Genomic DNA, 20,110 nt, shown 5'->3' with positions numbered 1-20,110 from the left:
ATGCCATGATCCCCGCCATCGAGGTCACCGGGGCGACCGTGCGCTACGGCGACGTCCTGGCCCTGGAGGACGTCAGTCTCACCGTGCGGCCGGGCCGGGTCTGCGGCCTGCTCGGCACCAACGGTTCGGGCAAGTCCACCCTGTTCAAGACCATCCTGGGCCTGGTCTCCGCCGATCGAGGCGAGATCCGGATCCTGGGCCGTGCCAACGCCGCCGCGCGCAAGGAGGGGCTGGTCGGCTACGTCCCCCAGTCCGAACAGGTCGACTGGGCCTTCCCCGTCCGCGTGCGCGACGTCGTGATGATGGGCCGCTACGGGCACATGGGCGCGCGCCGCCGCCCCCGCGCCACCGACCGGCAGGCCGTCGACCACGCCTTGGACCGCGTCGACCTGACCGACCTGGCCGACCGCCAGATCGGCGCCCTGTCCGGAGGGCAGCGCAAACGGGCGTTCGTCGCCCGCGCCATCGCCCAGGGCGCCGACGTCCTCCTGCTCGACGAACCCTTCGCCGGGGTCGACAAGCGCTCCGAGGGCACCATCGTCGAGCTGCTGGGCTCCCTGCGCCAGGAGGGCACCACCCTGCTGGTGTCCACGCACGACCTGGCCCAGGTGCCCGAACTGTGCGACGAGGCCGCCCTGCTGCAACGCCGTCTGCTCGCCCACGGGGCGCCGGACGACGTCCTGCGCCCGGAGGTCCTCATGGAGGCCTTCGGGGTCCGCCCCAAGGAGGGAGCCGCCTCATGGACGGCCTGATCCAGTGGTTCACCGAACCCATGCAGTTCGAGTTCGTCCAGCGCGCCCTGCTGGTCAGCGTCGTCGCCGGGGTGGCGTGTGCCGTGCTCTCGTGCTGGATGACCCTGGTGGGCTGGTCGCTCATGGGCGACGCCGTCTCCCACGCCGTCCTGCCCGGCGTGGTCCTGTCCTACCTGTTCGGGGCACCCTTCGCCGTGGGCGCCCTGGTGTTCGGGGGCGGATCGGTGGCCCTCATCGGGGTGGTCAACCGCACCTCGCGGGTGAAGGAGGACGCGGTCATCGGGGTCGTGTTCACCGCCATGTTCGCCCTGGGGCTGGTCCTCGTCTCCCGCGTGCCGAGCCAGACCGACCTGAGTCACATCCTGTTCGGCAACGTCCTCGGGGTCTCCGACGCCGACATCTGGCAGGTCGTGGTCCTGGCCGCGGTCGTGCTGGCCGTGGTCTGGTACAAGCACCGGGACCTGACCCTGTACGCGTTCGACCCGGTCCACGCGCACGCCCTGGGCATCAACCCGCGCCTGCTGGAGACGCTGCTGCTGGGACTGCTGTCGGTCACCGTCGTGGTCGCCCTCCAGGCTGTGGGGATCATCCTGGTGGTGGCGATGGTCATCATCCCGGGCGCCACCGCCTACCTGCTCACCGACCGGTTCGAGCGCATGCTGCTGATCTCGGCGTCGGTGGCCGTGGTCGCGGCCTTCGTCGGCGTGTACGCCAGCTTCCACGTCAACGTGTCCACGGGCGGGTCGATCGTGCTGGCCCAGGCGTGCGCGTTCGGTCTGGCCTACCTGTTCTCTCCGCGCCAGGGCGTGCTCTGGCGCGGACGCGGGGCTCGGGCGCTGCGGGCGCGCGCCCGGACCCGGGCGTGATCGTGTCCCCCGCGCGGGGGATGCGCGGGGGACACCTCGATCGTTCGGCCGGAACGGGTGACGCGGGTCGAGCGGTGCGAGAATGCACCGCATGAGTGCGGCGATGGGAACCGGACCGGTCGAACGGGCCGGCCACGGCGGGACGGTCGGCGGTGTCGTGGTCACGGGCGCGACCGGCGGAATCGGCTCGGCCGTGGTCGGCGCCCTGACCGCGCGTGGACGTCGGGTGTTCGCGCTGGGGCGTGACCCCGAACACCTGGCGGCCCTGGCCGGGGACCACCCGGGTGTGGAGCCCGTCGTGGCCGACCTGCGGCGCCCGGAGTCCCTGGCGGAGGCGGTGGCCGGGTTCGAGGGCCTGGACGCGCTCGTGCACTGTGCGGGGATCGCCCCCGTGGCCCCCGTGGAAGCCTCCCCGCCCTCGCTGTGGCACGAGACGCTCACCGTGAACCTGGTCTCGGCGGCGGAACTCACCCGCGTGCTGCTGCCCTCCCTGCGCGCCCGCGCCGGGCACGTGGTGTTCGTCAACGCCGCCCCGGGGCTGCACGGCGTCCCCTCCTGGTCGGCCTACGCCGCGAGCAAGGCCGGACTGGGGGAGCTGGCCGACTCCCTGCGCGCCGAGGAGGCCGAACACGGCGTGCGGGTGACCAGCGTCCACCCCGCGGGGACCGCCACCGACCTGCTGCGCCGCACCAGGGCCGCGTTCGGGCACGACTACGACCCCGACACGTGCATCCGCCCCGAGACGGTGGCGTCGACGATCGTCGGCGTACTGGACCTGCCGCGCGACACCCAGGTCGGGCAGATCGCCCTGCGCCCCGGGCCGCGCGGCCCCCGGCAGGAGGATCCACGCGGCCCCGGGCACGAGACCTAGAGCAGCATCGCCAACTGGCGGGCCTGGGCGACCAGGGTGCCCCGGCTGTCCCAGATCTCCATGTCCTCCTCGTGGTAGCCGCCGGAGACGTGCTTGGTGAACACCCGGCAGGCCAGCCACCCGGGGGCGGGGCGGGCGCGCACGTGCGCGGTCAGCTCGACGGTGATCGTGCCGAACTCACCGATGTTGAGGACCGCGGGGATGGCGAAGTCCACCATCGCGGGCAGACTGTGGGTGTCGGCCTCGCGGCCGTCGGCGAAGCGCAGCCAGAACTCGTCGTGGGGGCGGTCGTCCTTACGGCCGTCCAACCATCCGGGGCGCTCGGGGTAGCGGTAGTCCAGACGGTGGGCGATGGTGACGCCGTCGGGGCGGTCGAACTCGGCGGGCACGTGGCACTGGTTGGGGGGCGGCAGGTCCGGCGGTCCCTCCAGGTGGAGTTCGCGCCCATCGTTGGGGGACAGGTCGCCGTAGGTGGCGGTGGCGCGCACGACCTCCTTGCCGCCCTGTTCCAGGACGACCTGGCCGGTGGCGGTACGGCGGCCCTCGCGCACGGTCTCGGTGCGCACGGTCGCCTCGCCGGGCGCGGCGGGGCGCAGGAAGAAGGCGGACACCGCCACGGGGTCAGGCTGGCTCAGGGTCTGGCCGAGCGCGTTGAGGGCGGTGCCGAGGACGTAACCCCCGTTGGGGTGGGTGGTGAAGGTGGTCCACCCGTCGGTGACGGTGGCTGTGAACGTTCCGTCGGCCGTCTTGTCGACGCGGGTGTCCCGGTCGTACTCGTAGCCGGCGGCGTTGTGGTCAAGGCTCATGCGCCAATGTTACCGACGAGTAGGTTAGTGGTCGGCGCCCGCTCCCCCTTTTCCGGCGCCGTCGCCTTGACCCTGACGCGACGTCAGGTCCTAGCGTCATGACCACGGCACCACCAGTGACGACGGGTGGGGGGAACGCATGGGCCACACCGTGGGCGAGGTCGCCCGGATCAGCGGCCAGACGGTGCGCACACTGCACCACTACGACCGGATCGGCCTCCTCGTCCCGGCCGAACGCACCCCCTCCGGCTACCGCAGCTACAGCGGGGCCGACCTCGAACGCCTACGGCAGATCCTCACCTACCGGGAACTCGGCTTCGGCCTGGACGAGATCGCGGCCCTGCTCGACGATCCCGCGATCGACACCCGCGCCCACCTGGCCCGCCAACACCAGCTGGTGACCGAACGCATCGACCGCCTGCGCACCGTGGCGCACGCGCTGGAACGCCTGATGGAGGCAGACACCATGGGACTCGACCTGACCGCCGAGGAGCGCCTCGAACTCTTCGGCGACTTCGACGTGGACGCCCGCACCGCGGAGGCCGAACAACGCTGGGGGCACACCGACGCCTGGGCCCGGTCCCAGCGCAGGACCAGCCGCCACACCAAGCAGGACTGGGAACGGCACAACGCCGAGGCCGAGCGGATCTACCGGGACCTGGCCCGGGCCATGGCCGAGGGCGTACCCCCCGACAGCACCACCGCCATGGACCTGGCCGAACACCACCGCGACCACATCACCCGCTGGTTCTACGAGTGCACACCGCAGATCCACCGGGGCCTGGGACAGCTGTACGTGGACGACGCGCGCTTCACCACCACCATCGACGCCCGCGCCGAAGGGCTCTCGGCCTACCTGCGTGACGCCTTCGCCGCCAACGCCGACCGCCTGGAGGCCTGAGCCGAGAACGCCCCCGGGCGGCGGTCCGTCCACCGCCCGGGGGTCAGGAGGTCACGCCCAGGCGGGCGCGGCACGGACGGCGTAGTCGGAGAAGGGTTTGGGGGCGCGTCCGGTCACCCGGAGCACGTCGTCGCCGGGAACGCCGTCCCCCATGGCCACCAGGGCCTCGAACGCCCCCACGGCGGCCTCGGCGCCCTCTCGGGGAAGGCCCGCGGCGACCTGGTCGCGCACGAACGCCTCGGGGTCGGAGTCGTAGCGCACCGGGTAGCCCACCACGCGGCCGATCACCTCGGCCGCCTCACCGAAGGACAGTGCCTCGGGCCCGGTCACCTCATACACCCGCCCCGCGTGGCCGTCCCCGGTCAGCGCGGCCACCGCCACCGCCGCGATGTCGTCGGCGTCCACGAACGCCTGCCGCACCCCGTCCAGCGGCAGGACGATCCGGCCGGCGCGCACCGACTCCACCAGGAACCCCTCGTCGAAGTTCTGGTCGAACCAGTCGCACCGCAGCACCGTCCAATCGACACCGCACCCCTTGACCGTCCGCTCCGCGGCGAGCAGACGCTCGTCCCCCATCTCCTCGATCGCCCGGCTCGACAGCAGCACGATCCGACGCACACCCCGGCGCACGGCCAGCTCCACGAACTCCGGGGCGATCGGCACCCCGTCCGGAGCCATCAGATACATCGCGCCGGCTCCGTCGACCGCGCCCTCCCACGTGGAGGGGTCGGCCCAGTCGAACCGGACCCGCCCGCGCCGCGACGCCGCGCGCACCGGATACCCGCGCTCACCCAGCAGCGCGGCCACTCGTCGGCCCGTGGAGCCCGTGGCCCCCAACACCAGAATCGGTTTCTCACCCATCCCGCCACCCAAACACCGGAGGACGACAATCCCCGGCGGCGCACCGCGCCATGGAGCCGGGGGTGCGACGGGGGACCGGACGCGGCGGTGGTGCACCCTTGGGTGGAACGGAGCGGGGGACCCCTCGTCCCGACGACCGAGCGAAGGAAGCGCACACCATGGCACGAGGCATCCAGGTCGGCGACAAGGCGCCCGACTTCACCCTTCCGTCGCAGTCCGGTGACCCGGTGCGGCTCTACGACCGGCTCGGCGAGCGGACGGTGGTGCTGTACTTCTACCCGAAGGACGACACCCCCGGGTGCACCGCCGAGGCCTGCGCCTTCCGCGACAGCCACGAGGTGTTCACCGACGCCGGCGCCGAGGTGATCGGGATCAGCTCCGACTCCGCGGAGCGGCACGCCGCCTTCGCGGACCGCCACAAGCTCCCGTTCACACTGGTCAGCGACGAGGGCGGCAAGGTCCGCAAGAGCTACGGCGTGCCGAGCATGCTCGGTCTGCTCCCCGGGCGGGTCACCTACGTGATCGACGGCCAGGGCACGGTCCGCCACGTCTTCAACTCGATGACCGTCATCGACAAGCACGTCGAGGAGGCGCTGGAGGTGGTCCGCGGGTTGCAGACCGAACAGGGCGACTGACCCCGTCGCGCCGGTCGGGTCCCGGCTCAGGGCAGGGGCGGGACCTACCCTTGAGTCAGAGCCGCCCAGACAGCCGAGGAACGCGCCCATGCCCGATCCCACCCCGGAAGACCGCCCGACGCGCCGAACACCCACGGACCGTCGTCGGAACGTGGCAGGCTGTCAGGGACGCCGACAGCAACACCCTCCGGGGGAGCCCATGACCGTCACCGAACACCACCCACCACCCGAAGCCCCCCCGCTTCCGATCAGTCCCGAACTGTTCGAGGAAATCGCCCGCCTCGCGGGCAGGGAGGAAAACGCCAAACTCGAATACATCAATGGGAAGGTCTGGGTCGAACCGGTGACCGACAGCGACCACGCTGCGATCCTGTCGTGGATGTTCCGCCAGTTCATCGCACACCGCCCCGACCTGGACATGCCCATCGGGCAAGGGCTGAAGATCGGCACCTACCGTCATGGCCGTGCCCTTCCCGACGGTGTCCTCGTTCCTGTCGGCCACTTCAACGGCCAAGGCGACTACCCCGACCCCGACGGGGTCCTCGCCGTCGTGGAGGTCACCTCCTGGGACGCCGACACCCACGCCCGCGACCGCGTGGAGAAGCCCGCCGCCTACGCCGCGACCGGCATCGGCGTCTACCTGTTGGTGGACCGTGACGCCAACACCGTCGTGGTGCACTCGCGCCCCGTGAACGGCCGGTACATGGACCGGTCGGAACACCCTTACGGTGAAACCGTGCAGGTCCCCGGGCTCGGGGTCATCCTGGACACCGACGCGCTCAAGCGGTTCGCCCGCTGACACCGAACACCCTCCCGGCCGCTTCCACGAACGGGCCCTGGGGCCGCCGGTCGTCTTCTCCGGCCCGCGCTTCGTCCTGATCAGGCAGGAGGGCGGCGCCGGGCTGGGGTTCACCCGCGTGAACGACCACCGGCGCCCGACGTGGCCGGACCCCGAGCAGGGCGAGCAGGCCCACATCGGACTGGGCGTGGACGACCTGGACATCGCCCGGCACCGCTCCCGCCCGCGCGCGTGGTGGGCGACCGTCGTTGCCGCGCCCCAGCGCCAGCCGCCGCAGGAGGAACGGGAACTCCGGTCGGGTCCCGGCTCAGGACAGGGGCGGGACCTACCCTTGAGTCAGAGCCGCCCAGACAGCCGAGGAACGCACCCATGCCCGACCCCACCCCGGAAGACCACCCGACGCGCCGAACACCCACGGACCGTCGTCGGGACGTGGCAGGCTGTCAGGGACACCGGCAGCAACACCCTCCGGGGGAGCCCATGACCGTCACCGAACACCACCCACCACCCGAAGCCCCCCCGCTTCCGATGAGACTCGAGCTGTTCGAACAGCTCGCTGAGATCGCTTATGAGGACGACGAAAGGACCGTTCTCGAATACCTGAACGGAAAGGTCTGGGCCCACAAGGTGACCGACGGAGCACACGGGTCGATCCTCATGTGGCTGCTGCGCCAGTTCATGGCCCACCGCCCCGACCTTGATCTCAACATCGCCAACCAGGGACTCGAAGTCGACGTCTACCGCAACGGGCGCGCACGTCCGGACGGGATTCTCGCACCGATCGGCCATTTCGAACAGGCGGGTGAGTGGGCCGCCCCCGACGGGGTCCTCGCCGTCGTGGAGGTCACCTCCTGGGACGCCGACACCCACGCCCGCGACCGCGTGGAGAAGCCCGCCGCCTACGCCGCGACCGGCATCGGCGTCTACCTGTTGGTGGACCGTGACGCCAACGCCGTCGTGGTGCACAGCCGCCCTCACCATGGTCAGTATCTGGACCGCAGCACACACCCTTACGGCGAAACCGTGCAGGTCCCCGGGCTCGGGGTCACCCTGGACACCGACGCGCTCAAGCGGTTCGCCCGCTGACACCGAACACCCTCCCGGCCGGGGCCAACCGACCACCGGGGTCCGACCCGGCCGGAACCCGAACGGGCCCGACGGGTCCATCCGCCGGGCCCGGGGACGCTCACACGATCTCCTTGGCCTCCTTGGCCATCTGGGTGTGCCGCTCCACCACGGCCGCCACGGCCGACCGGACCTGCGCCAGCGATTCCATCGACTCCCGCGTCTGGACGTCGCGGGCCGCGTCGATGTCCAGTTCGTCGAGTAGACGGTCGACGTGCGCGATCCGTGGCGCCTCGCGGGCCTCGACGAGGGCGTTGGCCAGCGCCTCGATCTCGGCGACCCCCGCCCGCACCTGGGCACGGCGCTCCCGGAGCCGCTGCCTGGCACGTTCGCGCAGGGCCCGGGTGTGGTCACCCTGGCTCTCCAGCTCGGACAGCTCCTCCTCGACGCGGCCGATCCGTTCGATCACCTGCGCGAGCCGCCAGCCGGTCTCCCGGGTGACCACGCTGATCCGGGTCCCGTCGATCAGGTCGTCGTGGCCCTGGGGCATCGTCACCGACAGGGCGATGGCCAAACGCCTGAGCAGGGGGGCGTCGTCGGGCGCGACCATCTCCGGAGTGATGTAGTCCTCACCCTCGGTCGGATGCTTCGGACCGGCACCGCGACGGGTTCGGCGCCTGTTCACGAAGACGCCGGTGGAAAGAGCGAGCGCGGCGGCGGTCGGTACCACGCTGATCACGCCTTGGTCGAAATGGGAGAGGAGGATACCGGTCACGGCCAGGACGACGCTGACGAGTCCCACCACCACGGGGGTGAGTGTTCCCCTTCTGACGAGGTCCTGTGCCACCTGGTCCGGGTCGACTCCGGGGCGGGCGACGAGGAAGGGGCGGGGGGAGGGCATGGCTGGTTCCTTTCTCACGCGTGGCGCGGTTCGGTCTCGCCTGGCGGGGGTCGGCGCGGGCGACCGCACGAGCGGAACCGTCCATCGGATGCGGACCCTCCCGCCTCGGCCGGGCACAGGCCCCCTCGTACTCAGTTCCCCGATCCCGTCCCGAAGTTCGGCCCGAGTGTGGCCGGATGCGGGCAGTTCGACGACCGGCGCGTGTCCGCGCCACGATGGCCCGGCCCCACCGCCGCCCCGGCGAAGGGAACCGCACCGGGGCGCGGACACGGTCACGCCGCCTCGGAAAACCCGTAGCCCGCGTCCGGGTGGGCGGCTACCCGGTCTTATCCGAGAGTGCTCCGGCCTTCAGGCCGCAGGTGAATCGGATCCGAACCCCGCCCGTCCGTCAGGACGGGCGTTTCTGGTCCTCGATGTAGGCACGCAGCACGCTGATCGGCGCACCACCGACCGACCCGGCGAAGTAGGACCCCGACCACAACCGCTTCGCCCGCCAGTAGTGGGACTCCAGCTCGGGGAACTCCTGGCGCAGCCGACGCGAGGACACCCCCTTGAGACTGTTGACCAGCTTGGACACCGCGACCTTGGGCGGGAAGTCCACCAGCAGGTGGACCTGGTCGGCCTCGCCGTTGAACTCCACCAACTCCGACTCGAAGTCGGCGCACACCGCCCGCATGATCTCCTCCATCCGGGACAGGTGGCGGTCGGTGAAGACCCCATGCCGGTACTTCGTCACGAAAACCAAGTGTGCGTGCATCGCGAAAACACAGTGCCTACCGGTTCTTACGTCGCTCTCATCGCCCATAAACCAACGATAGGATGCGGGTGTGCAGCTCCGGTACTCCTTCCGCGTGTACCCGGACGCCGACCAGCGCACCGAACTGGCCAAGGCGTTCGGGTGCGCTCGCGTGGTCTACAACGACGCCCTGCGGGCCCGTGAGACCGCGCGCGCCGAGGGTGAGGCGTTCCCCACGACCGGCGAGCTGTCCAAGAAGTTGATCACCGACGCCAAGCGCACCCCCGAACGCGAGTGGCTGTGTGGGGTGTCGGCGGTCGTGCTTCAGCAGTCCCTACGCGACCTGGACACCGCCTACCGCAACTTCTTCGACTCCCTCACAGGCAAACGCCCGAAGACGGGCCCGCCCCGGTTCAAGTCCCGCAAGGACCACCGGCGGTCGGTCCGGTTCACCGCCAACGCACGCTGGAAGATCACCGACCAGGGAAAACTGTCCCTGCCCAAGATCGGGAAGGTGAAGGTGAAGTGGTCGCGACCCCTGCCCTCGGCCCCTCCACCGTGACCGTCATCAAGGACGCATCAGGACGGTATTTCGCCTCGTTCGTGGTCGAGACCAACGATGAGCCGCTGCCGGAAACAACGGCTGATGTGGGCATCGACCTGGGGCTGTCCCACTTCGCGGTCCTGTCCGACGGCACCAAGGTCGCCAATCCCCGGTTCCTGCGTCGCGCGGAGAGGAAGCTGAGGAAGGCCCAGCGGGAGCTGTCCCGCAAGCGGAAGGGATCCAACAACCGTGACAAGGCGCGGATGAGGGTCGCCCGCGCCCACGCCAAGGCCGCCGACGCGCGCCGCGAGTTCCACCACCAGCTCTCCACCGCGATCATCCGCGACAACCAAGCGGTGTACGTGGAGGACCTGTGCGTGAAGGGGCTCGGGCGCACCCGGTTGGCCAAGAGTGTGCACGACGCCGGATGGTCGGCGTTCGTGGCCATGCTCGAATACAAGGCCGCACGGTACGGGCGCACCTTCGCCAGGGTGGACCGGTTCCTGGCCTCCTCGCAGATCTGCTCGAGGTGCTGGGTGGTGGACGGGCCCAAACCCCTGCACGTTCGGGAATGGGCCTGCCGGGCCTGTAAGACCGTTCATGATCGGGACGTCAACGCGTCCCGGATCGTGCTCGCCGCTGGACGGAAACTCGCCCGAGAGCGGGAAGCGGAGAGCTGAAACGCCTGTGGAGGTTGGGTAAGACCACCACCCTGGGGTGGGGCGCCGGCCCGCGAAGCAGGAACCAGCGGACGCCGTGAGGCGCACCGCGCCCACAGCCGCGAGGCTGTGGGAATCCCCGAGGTTCACCCCGGAGAGGACGTCAACGTGCGGAGGATGGACACCGACCGGCACCGCTGGCGCAACGAGGATCTGGCCCGCGCCATGAACGCGATCAGCACCGAGATCGAGGCGGCGTGGACCGACCTGTGCCGGACGTGGGACGTGGTGCCGGGCACTCCCGAGGAGACCGACCTGGTCCGCCTGGTGACCGAGACCCCCGACCAGTTCCCGTGGCGCATCGTCGACGCCGCGCTGGACCGGCGGACCTGCCCGCGGTGCGCCCGCCCCCTGGGCTCTGGGGAGCGGGGCTGCGACCCCTGCGACACCGCGGACGGCTACCGCTACGCCGCCCGGGAACCGGACCGGCCCGGCGTGCCGCCCGGCAACGAGCACGCCGTGCGCGTGGCCTGGGCGGTCAGCCGGTCCCCGCACCGCCACTCGAGGCGGGCCGCGTGCGGGTTCGAGCTGGGGCTGCCGCTCCTGTACGCGGGGGAGCTGCCCACCACGGAACAGGCTCAACGCCTGCGCCACCTCGTCAACCGGCTCACCGAGGACGAGTGCGCCCGGGTGGCCTCCGTCGACGAACTGCTCGCCCTGGCTGGGCGGCGCGCCTAGAGGCACGCGAGCAGGCGACCGGCCCTGTTCACCTCCACGCGTCGAAAACAGGGATCCGTCTCGTTCTCCGCGCCTGGCGACGGCACGCGTGGGGTCGGACCCCTCCGAACCACGGAGAACGCGAGGCCGCCCGTATGACAAAAAACTGCCATGGTGGCCCTTCGGTTACGGCTGGTAACTTCTCCGACCGGCAACGGAGTTCTCGGAGGGATCGAGACTCCCGCGGAGGCGACACCGAGAGGATCACACCCATGAGCACCACGCGGGTGAAGGCGGGCAAGGAGCTCCCCGAGGTCTACACCAAGCTCGTCGAGATCGGCGAGCTCGTGGAGACCGTCATCGACAGAGACATCCACGAGTTGGTCAAGCTGCGCGCCTCCTACCTGAACGGATGCGCCTTCTGCGTGGACCTGCACTCCAACGACGCCCTCAAGGCGGGGGAGTCGCAGCAGCGCCTCTTCCTCGTCGGCGCCTGGCGCGAGGCGGGGAGCCTGTTCACCGAGGCCGAGCGCGCCGTCCTGGCTCTGGTCGACGAGGCGACCAAGCTCGGCGAACACGGGGTCACCGACCAGGTGTACGAGAACGTGGCCAAGCACTTCTCCGAGAAGGAGGTCGCGGCGCTGATCATGGCCATCGGCCTGATCAACTTCTACAACCGGTTGGGCATCAGCACGGGGATGACCCCGCCCAAGCGCTGAACACAGGCATCACCCTCGGGGGTGCGGGCGAGGCACCTCGCCCGCACCCCCGAGGAATGTCAGTACCGGACCCGGCGTATCCGGGGGCCGAAAGCCGCGGTGTCCAACCACCGCCCGGCGGGCTCCCACACCGGTGCCGCCAGCGCCGCCGCGCGCTGGCGGACCCGACCGGGCCACGTCCGCGCCAGCAGGTGCGCACAGGCCTGTCCCGCCGCCGCGCAGTTGGCCACCGCGGCGGCCCGCCGCCGCATGGCGTACTCCTGGGCCCCTCCCTCGGCCACGGCGTCAACGGCGGCCACCGCGTCCGCGACGCCGGAGTTCATCCCGCGGGCACCGAAGGGCGGGAACAGGTGGGCCGCGTCGCCGGCCAGGAGCACACGGCCGTGCTCGTCCACGAACCGTTCGGCGACGCGTTGGTGGAAGCGGTAGCGGGACACCCAGGCGACCCGGTGCCCGGGGAGCACGTCCGGGACCCAGGTGTCCGGATCCGCCGCGAAAGCAGCCGACTCCCGTTCTCCCGCGCATTGCAGGTCGATCCGCCAGCCGCCGCGGAAGGGCACGAGCAGCACGTTGCGCCCGTCCACCGCGGGGTGGCGGTAGTGCAGGACGCGCTCGGCCCTCAACGGGCGCTTCGCGTCGTGCACATCGACCACGACGAAGTCCGTCCCCGACGAGGATCCCGCCAACGCGATCCCCACCGCCTCCCGGACCACGGAGCGGGCCCCGTCCGCCGCGATCACGTGGGTGCCCTCGATCTGACCGCCCTCGGTCCGCACGGCGACCCCGTCGGCCCCGGAGACGACCCCGGTCACCCGAGCCCCCCAGTGGACGCCTACCCCGACCCGGTCACAGGCCCAGCGCAGCCGCTCCTCCAGCAGCGACTGGGGCAGGCTGCTGAACGGCGGGAAGGGACCCCGGCTGGGGCCGTAGACCCGCGCGTAGACCTCTCGGCCCGCCCACAGGGTCCGCTTGGCCCCCCAGACCAACCCCAGACCAGCCAGTTCGAGACCCAGTCCGGGGCTGATCCGGTCGAGGGCGCGCAGTGACTCCCGATGGACGAAGATCGCCCGGCTCCCGGGGCGGGCGCGGGAGCGCGGGTCGGCTTCGACGACGCTGACGTCGAGGCCACGGTGACGGGCGGCCAGCGCGGCGGTCAGTCCCACGGGGCCGGCCCCGACGACGACGAGGCGCCTCATGACTCGGAAACCAGGTCAGGGTTGAAGCGCTCCTCGACGTAGATCGGCGGGGCTGCGCGGAGCCGGATGAGGTAGCTGCGCCACATCGCCTGGCGCCGGCCCCCATCGTCCCAGGGCGAGCGACCGAACGAGACCGGGCAGCGTTCCTGTTCACCGCCGCGCAGGAGGCGGCTGCGCCCCAGCGGTGTGGTCGGATCGGTCAGCACCCGGGCGATCTCGCTCGGGGTCAGGGCGTCGGAGACGACGGTGTTGCGTGAGACCGGGACGCCGTCGGGTGTGCGGAGTTCCGAGTGGCGGACGATGACCCGGGCGGACGGTGTCAGCCCGAGCGACTCCCGCAGATCGGTACGCAGCCGTTCCGCGGGACGGACGTCCTGCCGGAGCACGCGCACCGTCAGGGGCAGGCCCAGGATCCGCTCCAGCAGCAGGGTGGTGGAGCCGGGGTGACTGATCAGGTGCTGGGCGCTCCGCCTTCCGTGGCGTCCGCGCGCTGAGGGGGTCCGGTGCGGTTCCCTGAGGACCCGTGCTTGGCCGGTCATGGGATGGAGCTCCTTGTCGCGGGTTCGGATCGCCAGGAGTCGGGGGTCGTTCCCGGAGAGAGCGGCTCACGGGGACGGCCGTGGACGGCGAACCAGCTGGCGACCTGGACGCGGGAGGAGCAGCCCAGACGGCGCATCACCTCGCGAACGTGGTTGATCACCGTCCACTCGGCGATGTTCAGGCTCTTGGAGATCTCCCGGTTGGTCAGGCCGTCGGCGATGAGGCCGGCCACCTGTCTCTGTCGGGGAGTGAGCGGATACACCCGCTCGTTCACCGGGGTCCGTTCCCGGAGTGGGCCGGCCGACCGGTCGGCGCGCTCGGTCTCCTGGGCGAAGATCCGCGTGGTGTTCAACAGGGAGAGTCGGGGGTTCCCGAGGCCGCCCTGGTGGACTCGGAGGAGGTGGTTCTCCACCAGCAGACGCAGGGTGCGGTCGTTGGCGCTGGGGTCGCCCCCGATGATCCGGTGCACGTCCTCGAAGGTGAACTCGTCGTGGTGGCTCAGCTGGACCAGGGTGCTGCGCGCTTCGGGCGGAAGCGTGTAGTAGCTCTCCGCCAGGGCCTCGGACATGCTGCTGTGCCGGAGCGAGACGACCCCCGCGGACCGGGCGCTGAGCATCTCCAGGCTGAACCGGAGCCGTTCCCGCAGCGCCTCGGGGGACAGCGCCTTGAGCCAGGGCGCGGCCAGCTCGATGGCCAGGGGCAGACCGTCCAGGGCGGTGACCAGGTCCAGGACCGCCAATCGCGCTGGTCCGTGCCGTTCCAGGTCGCCGAGGTAGCCGTCAGACCTTCCCATCAGGAGTTGGACCGAGGGTGAGGTCAAAAACCGCTCGACCTCGGCGGCGGGGGAGGGCAGGGGGAGGGGGTGGAGTTCGTAGAGCTTCTCCCCGTACCACCCGATCGCCTCACGGCTCGTCAACAGGATGCTCAGGGACGGATCGTGGGCCAGACTCCTGCGCAGCTGTTCCCTGAGCGGCTCGTCGCCGGGTACGTGGTTGTCGACGACGAGGAGCCGCCGAGGCTGGACGCCGTCCGGTGCCGTTGTGGAGCGAACGCACTCGGTGAGTCGGGCCAGTTTCTCCGCCGCCTCCTCAGAACCGCTCTCCTGGGCACGGTCGAATATCTCCACCCCGCCCTCGAAGAGTTCTCTCGTCGAGCAGGCCGCTTCGAGTGCCAGACGGCTTTTGCCGACCCCGGCCGGACCGGTGACGACCAGGAGACGGGTGCCTGCGCCGAGCAGCCGTGATATGTCCACGCTCTCTGCGTGCCTGCCCACCATGCGGGGCTTGGTGAGTACTTCGTTCAGATGTGGGTCCGACATCCGGGATCGCGGCATCGCGTAGGTAGGTTTCATTAGGCGCTTCTGGTTAATTTCAAGGAAATATTTAGTACCCGAGTGGTGCTCAGACATGGGAAGGCGGAACCTAAGTGGTTCTCAGACATAAGAAGGAAACCTCAATCGCCTCGCGCATCTATACAACTGGGGCATACCCGCCACCCCGGGCGAAATTGTACATGGACTGGATCAAGATCACGCCGGACCACCAGCCGACTGCACCATTCAAAACCCCCGAGCGGAAGAGCCGAAGGGTTCGCGAAAATCATGATTGACCAGCCAATGTCCAATATGAGTGTTTTTGTTAATATGTTATTAATATTGACATATGTACATAAATATACCTGTTTGTCCTTTTTTAGAGTGGCCGACATCGGCCGCAGAGGTTTGTTCACTAGAGAGGTTTGAACGCGGCTGGTCAGGGTGGGTGTCCGGGTGGCTCCGGGGCGCGGAGTCGCGTCTGTGGCGCGAGAGCGGACACGACGGACCCGATCGGAGGCGACGTTCGCGACAGCCGTGTCTGTGCGCGATACGAACCGATGCCGCCCCGGGGGCGGCTCCTCCCGCCGCGCGACCGGCCCGGCGACGCGCCGACCCTCCCCGGCCGCGGGGATCAGCGGCCCTCACGGGGTCGGCGACCGCGACCCCTCGGGCACCCCGGAAAACCGCAGTTCAGGATGGCCCAATCCCCTCGATCCGCACAAGTGGACCCACTCGGGCCCACGCCCCGGAACAAACACGACGCGACGGGGATGGCAAAGACCTGTCACGCCCGACGCCCACGAAGTCCGATCCGCCATGACAATCATCAGCCATGTCTTTGTCATATTCATCCGAGACCGTTGCGGCTAACGTTCTCGACTGTGAGTTTCACGTTTTGGAGCCGCCCGGGGAGAGGTTCCTCCGCCGCCCCGAAGCGTCTCCGCATGCGGTCCCCCGGCTCCGCGCCTGGGGAGTGACACGCAAAGAAGCGGCAGACACTTCCGTGGCCGGTGGCATCGTCATGCGATAACCGCCGCAGAACCCATGGGGGTGGAAACATTTAACCATCCACGCAGACCCTGTTGACTGGCAGGACGAATATCAGGACCTCACCGGCCCCGGGGCGACCATCTGCTGTCGCTGGTGACCTCCTCGAAAAAGGACCAGTAGTGAATAACATCGGAAGAAGAAGTCTTCTGCGGATAGGTGCGACCGCCGCCGCGGCCACCGTCGCCGGGGGCGCTGGCGTACTGTCCGCCGGCCCCCTGTACGCCGCGGGCGCCCCACGACACTCGTGGAGCATGCTGGAACGCTTCGTGGACGGTGACGTCGTCCTGCCCGCGGACGACGACTACGAGCGGGCGATCCAGCTCCAGGTCGCCGAGTACGACAAGATCCGTCCCCAGGCCGTCCTGTACTGCCAAAGCAACCGCGACGTGCAGGCCGGGGTGCTCTTCGCCCAGTACCACGGGATCGCGGCCGTCCCCCGCAGCGGAGGCCACAACAACGCCGGCTACTCCACCACCGAGGGGCTGGTCCTGGACGTCTCCCGGCTGAACGCGGTGTCGGTCGGCGCCCACACCACCCGGATCGGGGCGGGGATCCAGGCCGTGGACGCCCTGGACGCCCTGACCCCCCACGGCGTGGCCGTCCCCAACGGCACCTGTGCCACCGTCGCCGCCGGCGGGTTCGTCACAGGCGGGGGCACCGGCCCCTTCACCCGCAGGGACGGGGTCGCTCCCGACAACCTGCGGGCCGCGCGTGTCGTCCTGGCGAACGGCCGCGTCGTCACCTGCGACGCCGACCGCCACCCCGAACTCCTGTGGGCCATCAGCGGCGGCGGGGGCGGCAACTTCGGCGTGATCACCGAATACACCCTCGACCACGTGCCGGTCGAGCGGATGGGCCAGTTCCGGGTCGTGTGGTCGTGGGACGACGCGGCCGAGGTGATCACCGGGTTGCAGGAGTGGGTCGCCGACCTGCCCAGGGAGATCGCGGGGGACCTGCTGGCGATCATGCCCGACGGCGCACCGGGACAGCCCGTCCTGCTCCAGATCGTGGGCACCGCCCTGACCGCCCCCGACACCCTGGCCGCCGAGATCGACCGGCTGGTCGGACTGGTCGGCCGGGAGCCCACCGAGCGCAACGTGCTGGACCAGACCTACCGCCAGACCATGATGAGCGTGTGGGGCTGCTCCGACAAGTCGGTCGCCCAGTGCCACCGCGTCGGCTTCAACCCCGAGGGCATGTTGCCCCGCGACGCCTTCCGCCTGTCCCGCTCCCGCCTGCTGGAGGACCCCATCCCCCGGTCGGGGATCGAGGACGTCCTGGGCGCCTTCGAGGCCGACCGCCAGGCCGGTCAGATCCGGATCCTGTCCATGCGCATCATGGGTGGCCGGACCAACGAGGTGGCCCCCGACGCCACCGCGTTCACACACCGGAGCGCCTTCCTCAACATCTCCTTCACCTTCGGCGTCAACGACGCCGAGGCCACCCAGGAGGAGAAGGACACCGTCCTGGCGGCCCTGCACGACGGGTTCGCCACGTTCGACCCCTACTCCAACGGCCACACGCTGCAGAACTTCATGGACCCCTACCTGGACGACTGGCGCGACGCCTACTACGGGACCAACTACGCGCGCCTGTCCCGGGTCAAACGCGACTACGACCCCCACGGCTTCTTCCGGTTCGACCAGGCGATCTCATGACGGAGGCACCCATGCACGAGCTGCTGGACGGCTGGACCGCCCCCCAAGCCGCGGCCGACCCCGACGCCTACCTGCGCGCGATCCTGGAATGGCACTTCTCCCCGGCCACGGGGTCGCCCTTCTGGCTGGAGCGGGCCCCACGCCTGGGCTTCGACCCGATCGCCGACGTCAAGGAACTGGGCGACCTGCGCCGCTTCCCCGACCTGAGCGACGAACTGCGCACGGTCCGCGCCGAGGACCTCGTTCCCACGGGAGCCCACGGGACCCCCTTCGAGGTGTTCGAGTCGGGCGGCACCACCGGCGCCCCCAAGCGGGTGGTCGACGGCCTGTCCCGGGGACGCAACGTGGACTGGGTCAGCCGGGTGCTGAGCGAACACGGCTTCCCCGAGGAGGGCAACTGGCTGCACGTGGGTCCCAGCGGCCCGCACGTGGTCGGCCGCACCATCAAACACCTGGCCGCGTCACGCGGCGGCCTGTGCTTCACCGTCGACTTCGATCCGCGCTGGGTCAAGAAACTGCTGGCCCAGGGCCGGACCGAGCTGGCCGCCGAGTACCGCGAGTACCTGCTCGACCAGGTCGAGCTGATCGTCGACTCCCAGGACATCCGCGTCCTGTTCATCACCCCGCCGGTGCTGGAGTCCCTGTGCTCACGCGCCTCCCTGTACGAGCGGGTCGCCCAACGCCTGGAGGGGCTGATGTGGGCGGGCACCAGCGTCAGCCCCGAGACCCTGTGGCAGATCGAGAACACCTTCTTCCCCAACGCCTCGGTGGCGGCGATCTACGGGAACACGATCATGGGGATCGCCCCACAGCGGCCCCGACTGGACGACGACACCCAGCCCTGCGTGTTCGTCCCCTTCTTCCCCCAGTCCGTGGTCGAGGTCATCGACGCCGAGGGCGCTCCCGTGGCCTACGGCGAGCGCGGCCGGGTCCTCATGCACCTGCTGGCCCGGGACATGTTCTTGCCCAACGTCCTGGAGCGCGACACCGCGATCCGTCTCGCCCCGGCACCAGGAGGCACGACGGACGGCCTCGCCGACATCGCCCCCTTCCAGGACGGAACCGGCACCAAGGTCATCGAGGGAGTGTACTGATGGGCACCACCCCCACCCGGATCGACCCCGTCATCTGCGGCGCGTCCACCCCCAGCCGGGACCGCACCCAACTGCGGGCCCTGGACGGAACCACACTGGCGGAGGTCGGGCTGGCCCCCCGCCTGCTCGCCCAGGCAGCCGTCGGCCGCATGCGCTCGGCCGCCGACCGCACCGCACCCGACCCCGACGTCTTCGCCGAGGCGGGCCGCCTCTTCGCCCACGCCGACCTGGAGGGGGAGAGCCCCCAGGAGTACCGGGAGCGGGTCAGCGCCGCCACCGGAGCCCCGATCGGCGCCATCGAGCGGGCGAGCCGGGGCATCGAGGAAAGCCTCGGCCGGGTCGACCTGCTCAACCGGTCCGAACTGCCCGCCCCCTTCGCCGTTGCCGGGTTCGAGACCCACTGGGTGCCGCGCGGCGCCCTGCTGGCCGCGGTCGTCCCCAACAACCACCCCGAACCCAACGTGTCCTGGGTGCGGGCGCTCTCCCTCGGCTACGGCGTACTCGTCCGCCCCGGCAGCCGCGACCCGTTCACCCCCCGACGCCTGGTCGCCGCGCTCCTGGCCGCCGGACTGCCCGGCGACAAGATCAGCCTGCTGCCGGGCGGCCACGAGATCGGCGAACACCTCATCACCCAGGCCGACCTGGGACTGGTCTACGGCGGCCCCGACGCGGTGGCCCGCTGGGGCAGCCGCGACGACGTCCTGGTCCGCGGGCCCGGCAACAGCAAGGCACTGGTCGACGTCCCCCTCACGGACGCGCTCGTCGAGCGACTGGTGGACTGGATCGCCGACGACGGGGGCGTACGCTGCAACAACATCTCAGCGGTCCTGGTCCACGGCGACCACGTCGCACTGGCCGAACGCCTGGCCGAACGCCTGGCCGAACTGCCGACGCTGACACCCACCCACCCCGACGCCGCGCTCCCGGCCATCGGCGAGGACACCGCCGAACCCATGCGCGCGTACCTGGGACGGGTGACCGACGGCGCGATCGACCACTCCAGCCACCGCTACCCCGACGGCCCGGTCACCCGTACCGAGGACGGGCACACCCTGATGCGCCCCCTGGTCGTCTCGACCACCGACACCCACGGCGACCTCGTCGGCACGGAGCTGCCCTTCCCGTTCGTGGTGGTGGCCCCCTGGGAGGACAAGGACGACACCGCGCCACTACGGGACTCCCTGGTGGTGAGCGTGCTCAGCGACCGTGAGGACCTGATCGGTCGGCTACTCGGCGAGCCGACCGTCCGCAAGGTCGTCGCGGGCCCCGTCCGCCCGTGGACCTCACGGCCCGAACAACCCCACGACGGAAGCCTGGCGGGCTTCCTGACCGAACCCAAGGCGCTCGTGCGAGCCCTGCCCCCGAGCTGACGTCACCCGACGCCCTCGACCGCGGCCCGTGAGCCGACCCTCTTCGCTCGACCGC

At 70.5% G+C, this 20,110-nt stretch carries 21 protein-coding genes; 14 read left to right on the top strand and 7 right to left on the bottom strand.

All coding sequences use genetic code 11. The features are described 5' to 3' along the window. The first annotated feature begins 5 nt into the window (after window positions 1-5). The 3 genes from KIK06_RS07315 to KIK06_RS07305 all read left to right on the top strand — a co-directional run bounded on the left by KIK06_RS07315 (window position 6) and on the right by KIK06_RS07305 (window position 2,489). On the top strand, window positions 6-752 hold the full coding sequence (locus tag KIK06_RS07315; RefSeq protein ID WP_017597589.1) for a metal ABC transporter ATP-binding protein: 747 nt from the start codon (window positions 6-8) through the stop codon (window positions 750-752). After that, window positions 740-1,618 carry a metal ABC transporter permease gene (locus KIK06_RS07310; RefSeq protein WP_017597590.1) on the top strand — a complete coding sequence of 293 codons (879 nt, stop codon included), beginning with the start codon at window positions 740-742 and terminating at the stop codon, window positions 1,616-1,618. The genes KIK06_RS07315 and KIK06_RS07310 overlap by 13 nt, the downstream gene beginning before the upstream one ends. Before the next feature lie 91 nt (window positions 1,619-1,709). After that, window positions 1,710-2,489, top strand: a complete 780-nt coding sequence (locus KIK06_RS07305) for an SDR family oxidoreductase (protein ID WP_268642526.1) — start codon at window positions 1,710-1,712, stop codon at window positions 2,487-2,489. Here the strand turns inward: KIK06_RS07305 and KIK06_RS07300 are convergent. Next, a complete protein-coding gene (locus tag KIK06_RS07300) occupies window positions 2,486-3,295 on the bottom strand; it encodes a thioesterase family protein (protein ID WP_268642525.1) in 810 nt (269 codons plus the stop codon). The genes KIK06_RS07305 and KIK06_RS07300 overlap by 4 nt on opposite strands. 139 nt (window positions 3,296-3,434) lie before the next feature. Between KIK06_RS07300 and KIK06_RS07295 the strand changes: the two genes are divergently transcribed. Beyond that, window positions 3,435-4,196, top strand: coding sequence for a MerR family transcriptional regulator (locus tag KIK06_RS07295; protein ID WP_268642524.1), 762 nt, complete (start codon window positions 3,435-3,437; stop codon window positions 4,194-4,196). 51 nt (window positions 4,197-4,247) lie between these two features. Here the strand turns inward: KIK06_RS07295 and KIK06_RS07290 are convergent, their stop codons facing one another. Beyond that, window positions 4,248-5,057, bottom strand: coding sequence for an NmrA family NAD(P)-binding protein (locus KIK06_RS07290; RefSeq protein ID WP_268642523.1), 810 nt, complete (start codon window positions 5,055-5,057; stop codon window positions 4,248-4,250). Between the two features lie 158 nt (window positions 5,058-5,215). Between KIK06_RS07290 and KIK06_RS07285 the strand changes: the two genes are divergently transcribed. The 3 genes from KIK06_RS07285 to KIK06_RS07275 all read left to right on the top strand — a co-directional run bounded on the left by KIK06_RS07285 (window position 5,216) and on the right by KIK06_RS07275 (window position 7,577). Next, the gene (locus KIK06_RS07285; RefSeq protein ID WP_017597595.1) at window positions 5,216-5,692 is read left to right on the top strand and encodes a peroxiredoxin; all 477 of its coding nucleotides are present in this window, start codon (window positions 5,216-5,218) and stop codon (window positions 5,690-5,692) included. A gap of 199 nt (window positions 5,693-5,891) precedes the next feature. Further along, entirely contained in the window at window positions 5,892-6,491 is a 600-nt protein-coding gene (locus tag KIK06_RS07280; protein ID WP_268642522.1) for a Uma2 family endonuclease, read from the top strand. A gap of 480 nt (window positions 6,492-6,971) precedes the next feature. Then, complete coding sequence (locus KIK06_RS07275; protein WP_268642521.1) at window positions 6,972-7,577, top strand: Uma2 family endonuclease; 606 nt, start codon at window positions 6,972-6,974, stop codon at window positions 7,575-7,577. A 100-nt stretch (window positions 7,578-7,677) separates the two neighbouring features. On the opposite strand, the gene KIK06_RS07270 is transcribed toward KIK06_RS07275, so the two are convergent. After that, window positions 7,678-8,457 (bottom strand): hypothetical protein, encoded by a 780-nt coding sequence (locus tag KIK06_RS07270; RefSeq protein ID WP_268642520.1) that lies wholly within the window; start codon window positions 8,455-8,457, stop codon window positions 7,678-7,680. 388 nt (window positions 8,458-8,845) lie between these two features. After that, complete coding sequence (gene tnpA / locus KIK06_RS07265; protein ID WP_268642519.1) at window positions 8,846-9,262, bottom strand: IS200/IS605 family transposase; 417 nt, start codon at window positions 9,260-9,262, stop codon at window positions 8,846-8,848. A gap of 22 nt (window positions 9,263-9,284) precedes the next feature. Between tnpA and KIK06_RS29345 the strand changes: the two genes are divergently transcribed. The 4 genes from KIK06_RS29345 to KIK06_RS07250 all read left to right on the top strand — a co-directional run bounded on the left by KIK06_RS29345 (window position 9,285) and on the right by KIK06_RS07250 (window position 11,832). Then, window positions 9,285-9,755, top strand: coding sequence for an RNA-guided endonuclease InsQ/TnpB family protein (locus tag KIK06_RS29345; protein WP_442789748.1), 471 nt, complete (start codon window positions 9,285-9,287; stop codon window positions 9,753-9,755). Then, window positions 9,719-10,417: an RNA-guided endonuclease TnpB family protein gene (locus KIK06_RS29340; protein WP_442789747.1), complete on the top strand. Its 699-nt coding sequence runs from the start codon at window positions 9,719-9,721 to the stop codon at window positions 10,415-10,417. The genes KIK06_RS29345 and KIK06_RS29340 overlap by 37 nt, the downstream gene beginning before the upstream one ends. A gap of 156 nt (window positions 10,418-10,573) precedes the next feature. Then, window positions 10,574-11,134 (top strand): hypothetical protein, encoded by a 561-nt coding sequence (locus tag KIK06_RS07255; RefSeq protein ID WP_017597602.1) that lies wholly within the window; start codon window positions 10,574-10,576, stop codon window positions 11,132-11,134. A gap of 251 nt (window positions 11,135-11,385) precedes the next feature. Beyond that, window positions 11,386-11,832 carry a carboxymuconolactone decarboxylase family protein gene (locus KIK06_RS07250; RefSeq protein WP_017597603.1) on the top strand — a complete coding sequence of 149 codons (447 nt, stop codon included), beginning with the start codon at window positions 11,386-11,388 and terminating at the stop codon, window positions 11,830-11,832. A 59-nt stretch (window positions 11,833-11,891) separates the two neighbouring features. Here KIK06_RS07250 and KIK06_RS07245 read toward each other — a convergent pair whose 3' ends face one another. The 3 genes from KIK06_RS07245 to KIK06_RS07235 are packed head-to-tail and all read right to left on the bottom strand — an operon-like array spanning window position 11,892 to window position 14,820. Next, on the bottom strand, window positions 11,892-13,028 hold the full coding sequence (locus tag KIK06_RS07245) for an FAD-dependent monooxygenase (protein WP_268642518.1): 1,137 nt from the start codon (window positions 13,026-13,028) through the stop codon (window positions 11,892-11,894). Next, a complete protein-coding gene (locus KIK06_RS07240; protein ID WP_268642517.1) occupies window positions 13,025-13,567 on the bottom strand; it encodes a chorismate--pyruvate lyase family protein in 543 nt (180 codons plus the stop codon). The genes KIK06_RS07245 and KIK06_RS07240 overlap by 4 nt, the downstream gene beginning before the upstream one ends. Then, entirely contained in the window at window positions 13,564-14,820 is a 1,257-nt protein-coding gene (locus KIK06_RS07235) for a helix-turn-helix transcriptional regulator (RefSeq protein WP_268642516.1), read from the bottom strand. The genes KIK06_RS07240 and KIK06_RS07235 overlap by 4 nt, the downstream gene beginning before the upstream one ends. A gap of 1,364 nt (window positions 14,821-16,184) precedes the next feature. On the opposite strand from KIK06_RS07235, the gene KIK06_RS07230 reads away from it, so the two are divergent. Genes KIK06_RS07230 through KIK06_RS07220 form a run of 3 tightly spaced genes read left to right on the top strand, consistent with a single transcriptional unit; the run spans window position 16,185 to window position 20,055 of the window. After that, the gene (locus KIK06_RS07230; RefSeq protein ID WP_268642515.1) at window positions 16,185-17,591 is read left to right on the top strand and encodes an FAD-binding oxidoreductase; all 1,407 of its coding nucleotides are present in this window, start codon (window positions 16,185-16,187) and stop codon (window positions 17,589-17,591) included. Beyond that, complete coding sequence (locus KIK06_RS07225; RefSeq protein WP_268642514.1) at window positions 17,588-18,685, top strand: phenazine biosynthesis protein; 1,098 nt, start codon at window positions 17,588-17,590, stop codon at window positions 18,683-18,685. The genes KIK06_RS07230 and KIK06_RS07225 overlap by 4 nt, the downstream gene beginning before the upstream one ends. Further along, window positions 18,685-20,055 (top strand): aldehyde dehydrogenase family protein, encoded by a 1,371-nt coding sequence (locus KIK06_RS07220; RefSeq protein ID WP_268642513.1) that lies wholly within the window; start codon window positions 18,685-18,687, stop codon window positions 20,053-20,055. The genes KIK06_RS07225 and KIK06_RS07220 overlap by 1 nt, the downstream gene beginning before the upstream one ends. Window positions 20,056-20,110: the final 55 nt, after the last annotated feature.

The organism is Nocardiopsis sp. EMB25, from assembly GCF_026797795.1.
Classification (GTDB): domain Bacteria; phylum Actinomycetota; class Actinomycetes; order Streptosporangiales; family Streptosporangiaceae; genus Nocardiopsis; species Nocardiopsis lucentensis.
The sequence above is the reverse complement of the archived record's forward strand: the minus strand, read 5'-3'. Positions and strand labels throughout refer to the sequence as shown.

Coding starts and splice junctions, on each gene's coding strand:
- KIK06_RS07300 (WP_268642525.1), bottom strand. CDS start 3,295: ATGAGCCTTGACCACAACGCCGCCGGCTACGAGTACGACCGGGACACC.
- KIK06_RS07290 (WP_268642523.1), bottom strand. CDS start 5,057: ATGGGTGAGAAACCGATTCTGGTGTTGGGGGCCACGGGCTCCACGGGC.
- KIK06_RS07250 (WP_017597603.1), top strand. CDS start 11,386: ATGAGCACCACGCGGGTGAAGGCGGGCAAGGAGCTCCCCGAGGTCTAC.
- KIK06_RS07225 (WP_268642514.1), top strand. CDS start 17,588: ATGACGGAGGCACCCATGCACGAGCTGCTGGACGGCTGGACCGCCCCC.
- KIK06_RS07285 (WP_017597595.1), top strand. CDS start 5,216: ATGGCACGAGGCATCCAGGTCGGCGACAAGGCGCCCGACTTCACCCTT.
- KIK06_RS07310 (WP_017597590.1), top strand. CDS start 740: ATGGACGGCCTGATCCAGTGGTTCACCGAACCCATGCAGTTCGAGTTC.
- tnpA (WP_268642519.1), bottom strand. CDS start 9,262: ATGGGCGATGAGAGCGACGTAAGAACCGGTAGGCACTGTGTTTTCGCG.
- KIK06_RS07305 (WP_268642526.1), top strand. CDS start 1,710: ATGAGTGCGGCGATGGGAACCGGACCGGTCGAACGGGCCGGCCACGGC.
- KIK06_RS07275 (WP_268642521.1), top strand. CDS start 6,972: ATGACCGTCACCGAACACCACCCACCACCCGAAGCCCCCCCGCTTCCG.
- KIK06_RS07245 (WP_268642518.1), bottom strand. CDS start 13,028: ATGAGGCGCCTCGTCGTCGTCGGGGCCGGCCCCGTGGGACTGACCGCC.
- KIK06_RS07230 (WP_268642515.1), top strand. CDS start 16,185: ATGCTGGAACGCTTCGTGGACGGTGACGTCGTCCTGCCCGCGGACGAC.
- KIK06_RS07295 (WP_268642524.1), top strand. CDS start 3,435: ATGGGCCACACCGTGGGCGAGGTCGCCCGGATCAGCGGCCAGACGGTG.
- KIK06_RS07280 (WP_268642522.1), top strand. CDS start 5,892: ATGACCGTCACCGAACACCACCCACCACCCGAAGCCCCCCCGCTTCCG.
- KIK06_RS07240 (WP_268642517.1), bottom strand. CDS start 13,567: ATGACCGGCCAAGCACGGGTCCTCAGGGAACCGCACCGGACCCCCTCA.
- KIK06_RS07315 (WP_017597589.1), top strand. CDS start 6: ATGATCCCCGCCATCGAGGTCACCGGGGCGACCGTGCGCTACGGCGAC.
- KIK06_RS07255 (WP_017597602.1), top strand. CDS start 10,574: ATGGACACCGACCGGCACCGCTGGCGCAACGAGGATCTGGCCCGCGCC.
- KIK06_RS07270 (WP_268642520.1), bottom strand. CDS start 8,457: ATGCCCTCCCCCCGCCCCTTCCTCGTCGCCCGCCCCGGAGTCGACCCG.
- KIK06_RS07220 (WP_268642513.1), top strand. CDS start 18,685: ATGGGCACCACCCCCACCCGGATCGACCCCGTCATCTGCGGCGCGTCC.